The 12,321-nt window shown below is 40.8% G+C and carries 11 protein-coding genes; 4 read left to right on the top strand and 7 right to left on the bottom strand.

What is annotated here, in order from left to right; genetic code table 11:
* Window positions 1-383: 383 nt before the first annotated feature.
* Entirely contained in the window at window positions 384-1,538 is a 1,155-nt protein-coding gene (locus E5A76_RS01360; protein WP_161117884.1) for an IS110 family transposase, read from the bottom strand.
* Between the two features lie 214 nt (window positions 1,539-1,752).
* Here E5A76_RS01360 and E5A76_RS01355 point away from each other — a divergent pair, with 214 nt between their 5' ends.
* Window positions 1,753-3,063, top strand: coding sequence for a response regulator (locus tag E5A76_RS01355; RefSeq protein ID WP_316247310.1), 1,311 nt, complete (start codon window positions 1,753-1,755; stop codon window positions 3,061-3,063).
* A 191-nt stretch (window positions 3,064-3,254) separates the two neighbouring features.
* On the top strand, window positions 3,255-3,776 hold the full coding sequence (gene def, locus E5A76_RS01350) for a peptide deformylase (RefSeq protein WP_008986934.1): 522 nt from the start codon (window positions 3,255-3,257) through the stop codon (window positions 3,774-3,776).
* A 67-nt stretch (window positions 3,777-3,843) separates the two neighbouring features.
* On the opposite strand, the gene E5A76_RS01345 is transcribed toward def, so the two are convergent.
* From E5A76_RS01345 to E5A76_RS01320, 6 genes are all read right to left on the bottom strand, one after another.
* Window positions 3,844-5,226 carry an MATE family efflux transporter gene (locus E5A76_RS01345; RefSeq protein ID WP_161117883.1) on the bottom strand — a complete coding sequence of 461 codons (1,383 nt, stop codon included), beginning with the start codon at window positions 5,224-5,226 and terminating at the stop codon, window positions 3,844-3,846.
* Between the two features lie 19 nt (window positions 5,227-5,245).
* Entirely contained in the window at window positions 5,246-5,524 is a 279-nt protein-coding gene (locus tag E5A76_RS01340) for a hypothetical protein (RefSeq protein ID WP_161117882.1), read from the bottom strand.
* A gap of 327 nt (window positions 5,525-5,851) precedes the next feature.
* On the bottom strand, window positions 5,852-6,817 hold the full coding sequence (locus E5A76_RS01335) for an LD-carboxypeptidase (RefSeq protein WP_161117881.1): 966 nt from the start codon (window positions 6,815-6,817) through the stop codon (window positions 5,852-5,854).
* 123 nt (window positions 6,818-6,940) lie between these two features.
* Complete coding sequence (locus E5A76_RS01330) at window positions 6,941-8,056, bottom strand: anhydro-N-acetylmuramic acid kinase (protein WP_161117880.1); 1,116 nt, start codon at window positions 8,054-8,056, stop codon at window positions 6,941-6,943.
* A gap of 235 nt (window positions 8,057-8,291) precedes the next feature.
* Complete coding sequence (locus tag E5A76_RS01325) at window positions 8,292-8,579, bottom strand: hypothetical protein (RefSeq protein WP_161117879.1); 288 nt, start codon at window positions 8,577-8,579, stop codon at window positions 8,292-8,294.
* A gap of 186 nt (window positions 8,580-8,765) precedes the next feature.
* Window positions 8,766-9,677: a LysR family transcriptional regulator gene (locus tag E5A76_RS01320; RefSeq protein WP_161117878.1), complete on the bottom strand. Its 912-nt coding sequence runs from the start codon at window positions 9,675-9,677 to the stop codon at window positions 8,766-8,768.
* A 268-nt stretch (window positions 9,678-9,945) separates the two neighbouring features.
* On the opposite strand from E5A76_RS01320, the gene E5A76_RS01315 reads away from it, so the two are divergent.
* Both E5A76_RS01315 and tdh read left to right on the top strand, forming a co-directional pair.
* Window positions 9,946-11,139 carry a glycine C-acetyltransferase gene (locus tag E5A76_RS01315; RefSeq protein ID WP_161117877.1) on the top strand — a complete coding sequence of 398 codons (1,194 nt, stop codon included), beginning with the start codon at window positions 9,946-9,948 and terminating at the stop codon, window positions 11,137-11,139.
* Between the two features lie 146 nt (window positions 11,140-11,285).
* On the top strand, window positions 11,286-12,317 hold the full coding sequence (gene tdh, locus E5A76_RS01310) for an L-threonine 3-dehydrogenase (RefSeq protein ID WP_161117876.1): 1,032 nt from the start codon (window positions 11,286-11,288) through the stop codon (window positions 12,315-12,317).
* Window positions 12,318-12,321 lie beyond the last annotated feature (4 nt).

Below are 12,321 nucleotides of genomic sequence, written 5' to 3'. Positions count from 1 at the left end.
TCAGTAGTAGTGTTACCGCATAGGTGAAGCAAGTAATGTCGTCGGTTCTCATGCTGATATACGTGGATTACTNGGCGTTGATATGACCCCCACTGTCAATTAAAACGTAGAAGTTTCTGCTCCCACATTTCCAGAGCCTTACTTGTAAATCAGTAGTAGTGTTACCGCATAGGTGAAGCAAGTAATGTCGTCGGTTCTCATGCTGATATACGTGGATTACTCACCATTGGTGAGCAGAGCCTACCTTACTTATTCCGTCGTGGCACCTGTCTTCAGTCTATGCTCGTGGTTCAATACAGCTTACGCTCTATTGCCGTCCTAACGCCGTCGGTGGTTGTGCCACACCCGATGCTTCATCCTTTGCGATAACACTAATTCGTTGTTCATGCAGGTAACCTTGCGATGCGCGTTTTGGGATCAACGTCGCTTACGACAACCTCTCTTGCGATAGCCCAGATATAGGCGATCATTTCTCTAGCGATAGCCACGACCACAACATTCCTATGTTTACCTTTTTGAAGCAGTCGTTGGTAACGTCGACATAATCGTTGCTGTGCTTGCCAAGCAATATCAACGATTTCCTTGGGCAGTCCTTCTTGCCGCAGCTGGAGCTCTACAGAGATATTGGCTTTATGCTTGTAGGTATGTGCACCCTCCACCAATAGTCGTCTTGCTCGACTGTTCCCGCACTTGGTTAAGCTGCCTCGTCGAGTTTTGCCGCCACTAGAGCTTTCGGTCGGAACGAGCCCAAGGTAAGCCATCAGCTTTCTGGGATGATCGAACCGCCGTAAATCACCAAGTTCGGCGATGGTGCCGAGAGCGACCAGCAATCGCACGCCTCGCATGGCTTGAACCGCTTTGACCACAGGATAGTATCGCCAATTTTTCACCTGATGGAGCAGTTCATTATCGAGTCGCTGAAGCCTTTGCATTCGTTCACTGATAGTAATGATCATCTCTTGCAGAACGATCTGTTGGCTATGGTGAGGAAGGATGAGGTCTGTCAGCCACCGTAGATGCTTTTTAGACCAGTTGTCATTCACCGTTGCCTGAACATTATTGCGAAGTAGGAAGCCTTTGAGTTGGAACTTAGCGTCCTTAAGATCTTTCATGGCGGTTTCTCTGGCTCTTGAGAGATCTCGTATGGCTTCATCTTCGGCTTCTGGAACGTAGATAGGTGTGAGCTCTTCAGCCTTGAAGAGTTTGGCAAGCTTAGCGGCATCGCGCTTGTCAGTCTTCACTCGGTCACCAGGCTTTTTGGGGATGAGTGATGGCGCGATAACAAAGCAACAGTGCCCAAGGCTTGTGAGCAGGCGATAAGTCCAGTATCCGCATGGGCCAGCCTCGTAGACAAAATGAAAGGTAGCTTTAGGATATTTTGATTGGAGTTGCTGGGCCAATTTAACCAACGCCGACTTGTTAGATTTAATGCGCCCAAGTTGTTGCGGTTGAGCACCACGATGACCTTGTAGAACTGCGACTTGGATAAAGGACTTATGCGTATCTAAGCCAATGAAAATTATGCTATCGTTATTCATGCTAGCCTCCAAATTTAGTTGTTTAGTCACACTAATTATGGCTCTGGCTTTAAGCTAACCCACGATATTGGAGGCTAGCACCTCGTGGGGTCATTATGTCTAGATTTATATGTACCGTAAGGTAACAAGGCCATTAACGTTTTTAATTGGTCAATTACCAAAAATAGGCTCTGGCGGTGTTAATATTTCAGAGGTTGGCGATGCTGAAGGTGAGGTGTCGTTATTAGCCTCAGAATTAAAAAAAGCTGATGAATGTATTCACAATACTGAAAGTAAACTGCAAGGCTTAAATCGAAAGTTACGAGAACAAGCGGATGATTTAAGTGAAGCGATCAAAATAAAAGCGGAATTTATGGCAAATATGAGTCACGAAATCCGTACCCCAATGAATGGCGTGCTTGGCTTTGTCCAATGCCTAGAAGAACGAAAATTGGATAAGGAATCTCGTCGTCAGGTTGGCTATATCAAAGAATCAGCGTACTCATTATTAGTGATCATCAATGAAATATTGGATTACTCGAAATTAGAATCAGGTAATGTGGAATTACATTTAACACCTTTTGCTTTTAATCCATTTGTTCATAGTTGTATTACACCATTTATTCATCAAGCCAAAATAAAGAAGATCCATGTTTCAACAGAAATCGGAGACGACATTGCGTCTAGCTTTATTGCTGATGAAGGGCGTTTACGTCAAATACTGATTAATTTAATTGGGAATGCGGTTAAGTTTACTCATAAAGGCTCTGTAACATTAAGTGTTGAACGTTTATCTTCGCCAGTACAACAGTGTGAAGAATTAAGGAAATATAACGATAAACATATTCAGTGGTTACGCTTTAAAGTGATAGATACCGGGATTGGTATAGCAGAAGAAAAATTAGCATTTATATTTGATTCATATAGACAAGCAGATGGTTCTATTTCTCGTCAATTTGGTGGGACAGGGCTAGGTTTATCAATCTCAAACAGCTTGTGTAAGTTGATGTTTGCAGAACTTAAGGTTGAAAGTTGTGTTGGGAAAGGGACGACATTTTGGTTTGATATTCCACTTAAGCAATCTGATGAAAAACGCTGTGAGAGTAGTGAGGAAAAAACTCAGCAGACTAACTTATCTATGTACGAAGATCGTAAGATTTTGGTTGTTGAAGATAGTATGGTCAATCAGCAATTAATTAAGGCATTTTTAATCTCATTTGGATTAAAAAATATTGCTGTTGTCAGTGACGGATTACAAGCTGTTGAGTATATGATTGAAAACACAGCTGATATTATCTTGATGGACTGTCAAATGCCCAATATGGGAGGGCTCGAAGCCACAGAATTAATACGCGAAATGCAGTCCATTCACCGTCCCGTTATTATTGCGTTAACAGCGAATGTGTTAGAGGAAGAAAAACAACGTTGTTTAAAAGCAGGGATGGATGATTATGTGTCAAAACCTATTGATAAACTCATGTTATATAAAAGTCTGCAACAGGCTTTTAATCATGTGAATGGGGATGATTTAGCAGCAAATATATAAATCAATAGCATAAACTTTATTCACTTTTACCTATTATACCTATTGAAACAAACGATTATTCTCTCTTTTCTCTGTTATATAAACTATTGAACATAGAGCGACAAGACTAATTATCACTTTGAGAGTGAGCGGCTATCTGATAAGTTACGTCCCTGCAAGGTATTCAACTCCATCGAGTAAGTAGAGAGAAAATGGCAGTTTTAGAAATTTTAACCGAACCAAATCCAAAGCTACGCGTTCAAGCTGAAGAAGTAACAGACGTAAAAGCTGAACACATCCAAACGCTTATCGACGACATGCTACAAACCATGTACGAAACGGGTAATGGTATTGGTTTAGCTGCTCCTCAAGTAGGCCGCAAAGAATCTATTATTGTTATCGACTTATCTGAAGAGCGTAATGAGCCACAGGTATTCGTTAACCCTAAGATCGTTCGTGGTGAGAACCCTGTGGTTGGTCAAGAAGGCTGTCTATCAGTGCCTGATTACTACGCAGACGTTGAGCGTTTTGAGAAAATCGAACTTACAGCACTGGATCGCGATGGTAATGACATTCACCTAGAGCGTGATGATTTCCTTGCGATTGCACTACAGCACGAAATCGATCACCTTAAAGGTATTCTATTCATCGATTACCTATCGCCACTTAAGCGTCAAATGGCAATGAAAAAAGTGAAGAAATACTTAAAGATGCAAGAGAAAGCAGCTAAGTAATTCACTATAGTTACTAAAAACGGTGAAAGGTCTTTTCTATTGTTAGTTAAAGCCTTTCACCGTTTTTTTATGTCAGGTTATTCATCCACTTTTTGCTTTTAAATCGATAAATACAAGCGAACCATTTAAATAATGTTTCAGCAAAAAAGAATAGATAAACCCATTGAGGAGGTAGATTAAAAAAGTAAGCTGCAATAAAAGCCAGTGGAATACCAAATGCCCATTGAGTTAAGACGTCTTGGTATAAACAAAACTTCACGTCTCCGCCAGCACGGAGTACACCGACCACCATCGTAGTTGGTAAAGAGCGAAGTACGATGCCAAGTGCAAGTATCGTAATAAAGGTGTGAGATAATAATTCTGTCTCAGGAGAGAGTGCAGGAAATAATCCTAAAATATAACTGCGATTAACAAATAAAACGATAGAAATAAAACAAGTAACTATAATCGCAATGATCACGAGAGCAATGGCTTGGTAATAGGCTTTTTGATAGTTTTTAGCGCCTAAATCATTACCGATGATCACCGCTGATGCATTAGCAATGCCTACTAAAAAACTTAATGATAACGACTCAATTGGTGTCATTACAGATAATGCAGCAAGCCCTTCAACGCCAGTCAATCCCATTATGGCATGGTAGGAAAAGATCCCAACTGACCATAAAAGGAAATTAAATGTTGTTGGAAGTGATAACGCAAAAAATTTCTTAATGTCGTGCAATGATGTAATAACAGAAAAATCGGCACGGTTAATAATTAACAAGTGCTTTTTTACATGAAGATAAGTAATTAACAAAACAACTTCAAATAAGCTACTTAATAAGGTTGCTAATGCAGCACCTTTGATACCAAGGGCGGGTAAACCAAACTGACCAAAAATAAGCACCCAGTTTAAAAAGATATTCGCTAAAATACCGCAAGCACTAAAAAAGGTACTCACTTTAGGTTCTTCTATTGCACGTAAACTGGCAGTGTAACTTACCACGATTGCACTGAATATTAAGCTAAAACCCACAATAGAGAGATAGTCGCTACCTCGTTGAATAACTTCTTGTGATGACGTGGCTAGTTGCATTACTGCGTGAGGGTAGAAATAAAAAATGAGCGCGAAGCCAAAAGCAAAAAGCACTGTAGAGCAGAGACTTAATACAGTACTTCTTTTTACTCCGAGATGTTGTTTCGCGCCCCAATATTGGGCTGATAAAATACCGCCGCCTGTGGCGATACCTGTAAGTAAAATGGTGATGACAAATAATGCTTTTGCTGCAATTCCCATTGCTGCAATATCAACTTCAGACAGTTGACTCAGCATCAAAATATCAATTAATCCTTTGCTGGAAAAAAGAATACTTTGCAGAATTATTGGGGTAGCAATAAAAATAAGACGTTTTAAAAAATCGTGATTAATAAAATCGCCAAAAGAAGGTGAATGAACAGCATCATTTGTCATGGTTTTACCTTAGAGCGATTTATTTAACACGCATTAAATGGTGGGTTTCGTTTTCTAGCATAATTGTCGTTGTTTCTGAACGCTTCATTTCGTCAACAATTTTGAGCATCGAAGGTGAATAACCTGATTTAACCATCCAAGATAAAGGACTGCTAAAGCCGTCTTCACTTATTACATTTGAACCATCACTCACGCCATTCTTATTGATATTAATCACCCAAATACGGTTCTTATATTCGATGCTATCAAGCAATGTCTGTTTCATTTTAGAAAAGAAAGAATGGGATGCTTTCATCATTGACCTCATTAAAGACGTTAGGATGAGGTAACCTTAACATTGTTGAAAACACTTTATGAAGTCTATCTATTTCAAAGTGTTACAAAGAAAAAGATAAAAAACATCAAGAGATATAAAAATTGATATTAAATGCTAATTAGTGGTTTGAGTTTGGTAGGCAGTAGAGAAAAATATAAGAGTTGGATTACTCCAAAATATTTATCCCTTGAAAGTAATATCGTACGTATGGCTGTTTTATAGTTGAAAATGTGACATGAGTCAGTAGAGAAAGACTAAAAGGATAGTATTAGCACTCAACGATAGCGTTAAGTGCTAAGATAATTAAGATTACTGCTGTAACGTACAATAATCAGCTGGCATACCATGTTCGTTATTATCGTGACGTTGTAACGATACTTGGCGACCAAAAATAACTGGCTGGTTATGCTTACCGTGTCCGATGAACGGGAAGTAATAAACAGGCTTATCAAACTGCTCAGCAAAGATCTCTAAAACCTTTTTGTACATTAAGCGATCTTGATCGTTGGGTACCATTTGGTAGTACTGACCAAACACAATCGCATTCACATCAAAGTCTTTTAAGAACAAGAGTTGTTGTAAGTAGCGATCTAACTGACGGTAAGTCACGCCAATGTCTTCGAGCAATAACACTTTATTGGCAAAGTCTGGCTGATATTTCGTGCCAAAGGTTGCGCCAACTAAGGTGTGATTCCCTCCAATCAGTTGGCCTGAAACTGCGGTTGTTTTCGCTAACTCGTTAAGCGGTAATACCGTGTTATAGCTAACACCTTCATGCATGAGTGCTTTTAGATCTGGAATCGGTTGTTCATTACCGCCGTTGGTCGCTTTATTGGTTGATGCATTAATGGCATGAACCGATTGCCAGCCTAATTCATTATTAATAAAGTTATGAATGGCTGTGACGTCGCTAAAACCCACAATGGTCTTTGGTTTAATTTCACGAAGCTGCGTTTTATAAGCGTGTAAATATGGCAACAGGTTTAGTGCACCGCCGCCGCCTCGGAAAAACCACAATACATCAATAGTGGGATCAAGCAGGGCGGTGATCAGATTATTGGCACGCTCTTGATCGGTATTGACGTAACCTAAGTCTGAAATCACTTGATTTAAGTATTTGGTGGTGACCATGTAGCCGTGATCGATAAAGGTCTTTACCACATTATCGACAGTTTGCTCATCATATTGGGTTGAGCAGGAAATCAGGGCGACTTGGTTAAATTCTTTTGCGCAAATAAGATCGGAATCTAACGCATTATTTTTCATTGTATTCATATATTAGATTGTTCTCTAATTGAGCATATTCACTGTTTAAGCACAGTTAAATTGTCTTTTATCATGACGATAATAGTGAGTATAACAAACTGTTTATTCACTATTTTAAGCCATCGTCAGAAATTAGTTTGCCGGATAGATCGCACCGAGTGTAGTTAAACGAGATGCACCAGTAACTTCAGGTAAATTGCCAGATAAGCCATGCAATGTACGATAGCCCAGCCATGCAAAAGCCATTGCTTCCATATTATCGCTATCCACACCTCGCTCGCTGGTGGTAGTCACGGTCCAATTTGGTAGCAATGCGGTTAAACGTTGCATTAATAGTGGGTTATGGGCTCCGCCACCACAAACTAATAACTCGTTTGGCATGTTATCAGGCGTGTCTTGGGCTGTTTTACTGACATCATTAGCAATAGTTATAGCAGTGAATTCAGCTAATGTTGCTTGTACATCTTGTAGCTCGATAATCAAGCCAGTTAAATGCTGCTCTAACCACGGTAAGTTAAACAATTCACGTCCAGTGCTTTTAGGGGGAGTTAGGGCTAGATAAGGCTCTTGTAATAGGCGAGTTAATAGCTCTGAATTTACTGTGCCTGATAGTGCCCATTGTGCATTTTTATCATAGCTTTGTTGAAGATGTTGGTTGATCCACGCATCCATCAACATGTTGCCAGCACCTGTATCAAAACCAATCACAGGTTTATTTGGTGTCAGTACGGTGATATTGGAAATACCGCCAATATTTAAAATCACACGGTTAATGTGTTTATCGCTAAATAATTGCTGGTGGAATGCGGGGACTAAAGGCGCGCCTTGACCGCCAAATGCCATGTCTTTACGACGAAAATCAGCAACCGTTGTTATACCTGTTTTAGCAGCAATGATATTGGCGTCACCTAATTGCATGGTAAAAGGATAGGCTGAATCAGGCGCATGAAACACGGTTTGTCCGTGACTGGCAACGGCCTTAATGGCACTTGCAGGTGTTTGTGTTTTTTCTAGTAAGGCATTAACGGCATCGGCAAAGAGATGACCCAAACGATGATCAAGTTCGCCAATCTGCTGTAGGTTTGTGCTTTGACCGATACAAACATCCAGTAGGGCTTGTTTTAAGTCTTTTGGCATTGGGTAATCATGGTTAGCTAACAGTTTGATGCTGCTATCATTCATTTCAACCAGAACGGCATCCACGCCATCCATGCTAGTGCCAGACATTAGGCCAATATACTTTTCCATCACACATTCCATACAGTTCTAAGGTGGTAAACACACTTTAGAGCTAACCGAATAAGAATGAAATCAGTTTTAATGTTATCTGTTGATATTAAAAGGTGATTGGTTAATCAACGAGCGGAAAAACAACCGAGATAGCGGTCAAGTTTTTCTAGTACTAAGCAAACCTACACACTTTGTTTGGATAAAAAAGCCGCTGTCAAAAGCGGCCTTCTTAATTATATGGAAAGTAGATAGATTAATGCAGGATGGGTGAATGACTTTCCAAACTTTGTACACCCTGTGTGGCGACCACAGACTGCATTTTGCTAGCAAAATTCATTAATTCAACGCTCACTGGTGAACGAGCAATCAATTCCTCTTGGGCATTGGTAATTTCAATAGCGTGGCCTGTTGTACCGTCTTCGTATGTTCCTGATATAAAGTGAATCGAGGTATTAATTAAGATTGAGTGTCCGTACTCTTTTTCTACTAAATTAAACCAGTACATCAATTCATCGTGATTTTCGATAACTTTAGCATTCATTTGCTCTGTCCTTGATGTATATATGCATTCTCACCTGTTGTGCGCATAAAAATGCTTTTATTTATAATTACTTAGTGTCATTAGAGTATCAGCCATTCTGCTCATTTTAGCGATCTTAAGTTCCCTAAATACGGGTTCTAACGTTCAAAAGGAGAGATTGCGCATATTCTTCAATTCACAGTGAAATTAAAGTGTCAAATTTGAAGTAAAAAAGTCGATCACCGCACGTATGCGAGCAGGCATAAATTTGGTTTGCGCGTATTGAAGTGCTATATCTCCGTGGTAGTTACCCCGTATAGTCCAATCAGGTAATACCTGCACGACATTACCCGCCATTAAATCATGTTTGATCACAAAGTCAGGAAACAATCCAATGCCTAAATTATCTTTCACGCCCTTTAAGCGCATTTGCGAGTGGTTCACGGCATAACGACCTGTAACAGCAACGGTGATTTGCTCACCATCTTTATCAAAATCCCAAATATGGTCTGTATTGGTTTCACCTAAATATAAACAATCATGTTGCTTTAACTCACGAGGGTGAGCGGGTATGCCACGCTTAGCAATATATTCAGGGCTAGCACACAAAGTTAAATTTACTTTGCCGATTTTCTTTAATACTAACCCTTCAGATGGACGTTCGGTTAAACGAAACACCACATCAATACCATCAGCAATAATATCAATTTCGCCATCACAAGCTTTTAGCTTTAAATTCACTTCTGGATATTGTGTTAAGAAAGATTTAACTAAAGGTTGAAGCACGATACTCATAAAGGCTTTGGGGGCTGCAATGGTCACCGTACCTGATGGAATGGTGTGTTCTGAACTTGATATCTCTATCGCTTCTTTCGCAGCATCGATCATTTGGGTGCATTGCTTATAGATACGATTGCCTGACTCACTGATCACTAATTTACGCGTGGTGCGTTCAAGCAGTTTAACTGAGAGCGTTTTCTCTAACCTTGCGATCTGCTTACTGAGTGCCGATGGGGTGACGCCTAACTTGCGCGAGGCCGCAGTGTAACTACCTTCATCGACGATCACGATAAAAGTCGCTAAGTCTGGCATTAGTGCGATGAGTTTATGTGTATCCATTTATTTGTGCCTACAGTTCAATAATCATTTTCCACCGCGGGGGATAATAGTTGTTTTTGGTATGGATTAGAATGGCAATATTAGCTTGTAGTTATCCGTATTGGATTTATTGCTAATTAGGCATAAAAAAGATCGGAAATTTGGCATAGATACGATTTATGTTCGATGATTGTCGCTATGATGCATGTTTTTATCATGTGACGATAATGTTGGATTTAAGCGCGTAATCTACCAACACATTCAGAATAATAATACTGTGAGGGACATCATGACTTCTGCATTCTATACCCAAATCCAACAGCAACTTGAAGATGTGAAAAAAGAAGGATTGTACAAATCTGAGCGTGTGATCACGTCTGCGCAACAAGCATCAGTATCAATCCAATCGGGTGAAGAAGTCTTAAACTTTTGTGCCAATAACTACCTTGGTTTAGCCAACCATCCTGATCTTATCCAAGCTGCAAAAGAGGGCATGGATGAGCACGGTTTTGGTATGGCATCGGTACGTTTTATTTGTGGTACGCAAGATGCGCACAAAGAGCTAGAGCGTAAGTTATCTGATTTCCTAGGTATGGAAGACACGATCCTTTACACATCGTGCTTCGATGCTAACGCAGGTTTGTTTGAAACCATTCTTGATGCAGAAGATGCGATCATTTCAGATGCACTAAACCATGCTTCAATCATTGATGGCGTACGACTATGTAAAGCGATGCGTTTCCGTTATGCCAACAACAACATGAGTGAGCTTGAGCAACAATTAATTGCAGCGAAAGAAGCAGGTGCGCGTAATACGCTTATTGTGACAGATGGTGTGTTCTCTATGGACGGCGTAGTCGCAAACCTACCTGCAATATGTGATTTGGCGGAAAAATACGGCGCATTGGTCATGGTGGATGATTCTCACGCCGTGGGCTTTATGGGCGCAAATGGTCGTGGTACGCATGAATACCATAACGTGATTGATCGTATCGACATCATCACTGGTACGCTAGGTAAAGCAATGGGTGGTGCATCAGGCGGTTACACAGCAGGTAAAAAAGAGGTGATTGACTGGTTACGTCAGCGTTCACGTCCGTACTTGTTCTCTAACTCAGTCGCACCTGCCATTGTGTCTGCTTCTAACCGTGTTATCGATCTACTAGCAGAAAGCGGTGAGCTTCGTGATCGCCTATGGGAAAACTCTGCACACTTCCGTAAGCGTATGACAGAAGCCGGCTTTACAATGGCTGGTGCTGATCATGCGATCATTCCAATCATGCTAGGTGATGCAAAAGTCGCAGCAGAATTTGCTGAACGCGCGCTTGCTAAAGGTATTTACGTGATTGGTTTCTCTTTCCCTGTTGTACCAAAGGGTCAAGCACGTATTCGTACTCAAATGTCTGCGGCACATTCTCCAGAGCAACTTGATAAAGCCATCGATGCATTTATCGAAGTAGGTAAAGAGATGGGCATCATCTAATTAACTAGATTTACAGTCTTTCTCGTTAAAAACAGACAAAGGTTATATCGCTACCACTGCATGGGTGAACACAAAAATAACAAGTTGCAGTGGTAGTTAGGACGCTGAAAAGCACGTTATATCCAAAGAAATAAGCGAATTACATAATGAAAATTAAAGCTCTTTCTAAATTAAAGCCTGAACAAGGTATCTGGATGACTGAAGTAGACAAGCCTGAAATGGGGCATAACGATCTGCTTATTCGTATTAAGAAAACCGCGATTTGTGGTACTGACGTTCATATCTACAATTGGGATGAATGGTCACAAAAAACAATCCCTGTACCTATGGTTGTTGGTCATGAATACGTAGGTGAAGTGGTTGATATGGGGCAGGAAGTGCGTGGCTTTAACGTCGGCGATCGCGTTTCTGGTGAAGGTCATATCACATGTGGTCACTGTCGTAACTGTCGTGGCGGTCGTACTCACTTATGTCGTAACACTATCGGTGTTGGTGTAAACCGTGAAGGTGCATTTGCACAATACCTTGTGATCCCAGCATTTAACGCCTTCAAAATTCCAGATGACATTTCAGATGACGTAGCGTCTATTTTCGACCCATTTGGTAATGCAGTGCACACAGCGCTTTCATTCGATTTAGTGGGTGAAGATGTATTGATCACAGGAGCTGGTCCAATCGGTATTATGGCTGCGGCTGTAGCAAAACACGTAGGTGCGCGTCACGTAGTGATCACAGATGTAAACGAATACCGCTTAGATCTTGCTCGTGAAATGGGCGTGACTCGTGCGGTTAACGTTTCAAAAGAAAACCTTACCGATGTCATGGCAGAGCTTGGCATGAAAGAAGGCTTTGATGTTGGTATGGAAATGTCGGGTAATCCGGCAGCCTTCAACAGCATGCTATCAAGCATGAATCACGGTGGTAAAATTGCACTGTTAGGTATTCCACCATCAGACATGGCAATTGATTGGAACCAAGTGATCTTCAAAGGTTTGATCATCAAGGGTATCTATGGTCGTGAAATGTTTGAAACGTGGTACAAGATGGCAACATTGATCCAATCAGGTTTAGATCTTACACCAATTATCACTCACCACTACAAGATTGATGACTTCCAACAGGGCTTTGATGTAATGCGTTCTGGTCAATCAGGCAAAGTGATCCTTGATTGGGAATAATAGC

It is taken from the genome of Photobacterium lucens (genome assembly GCF_009873615.1).
Lineage (GTDB): Bacteria > Pseudomonadota > Gammaproteobacteria > Enterobacterales > Vibrionaceae > Photobacterium > Photobacterium lucens.
Note: the sequence above shows the minus strand (reverse complement) of the source record. Positions and strands in the feature narration are given on the sequence as shown.

What these genes read in the sequence shown, in the direction of transcription:
- E5A76_RS01360 (WP_161117884.1), bottom strand. Translation starts at nt 1,538, where the DNA reads ATGAATAACGATAGCATAATTTTCATTGGCTTAGATACGCATAAGTCC.
- def (WP_008986934.1), top strand. Translation starts at nt 3,255, where the DNA reads ATGGCAGTTTTAGAAATTTTAACCGAACCAAATCCAAAGCTACGCGTT.
- E5A76_RS01345 (WP_161117883.1), bottom strand. Translation starts at nt 5,226, where the DNA reads ATGACAAATGATGCTGTTCATTCACCTTCTTTTGGCGATTTTATTAAT.
- E5A76_RS01340 (WP_161117882.1), bottom strand. Translation starts at nt 5,524, where the DNA reads ATGATGAAAGCATCCCATTCTTTCTTTTCTAAAATGAAACAGACATTG.
- E5A76_RS01335 (WP_161117881.1), bottom strand. Translation starts at nt 6,817, where the DNA reads ATGAATACAATGAAAAATAATGCGTTAGATTCCGATCTTATTTGCGCA.
- E5A76_RS01330 (WP_161117880.1), bottom strand. Translation starts at nt 8,056, where the DNA reads ATGGAAAAGTATATTGGCCTAATGTCTGGCACTAGCATGGATGGCGTG.
- E5A76_RS01325 (WP_161117879.1), bottom strand. Translation starts at nt 8,579, where the DNA reads ATGAATGCTAAAGTTATCGAAAATCACGATGAATTGATGTACTGGTTT.
- E5A76_RS01320 (WP_161117878.1), bottom strand. Translation starts at nt 9,677, where the DNA reads ATGGATACACATAAACTCATCGCACTAATGCCAGACTTAGCGACTTTT.
- E5A76_RS01315 (WP_161117877.1), top strand. Translation starts at nt 9,946, where the DNA reads ATGACTTCTGCATTCTATACCCAAATCCAACAGCAACTTGAAGATGTG.
- tdh (WP_161117876.1), top strand. Translation starts at nt 11,286, where the DNA reads ATGAAAATTAAAGCTCTTTCTAAATTAAAGCCTGAACAAGGTATCTGG.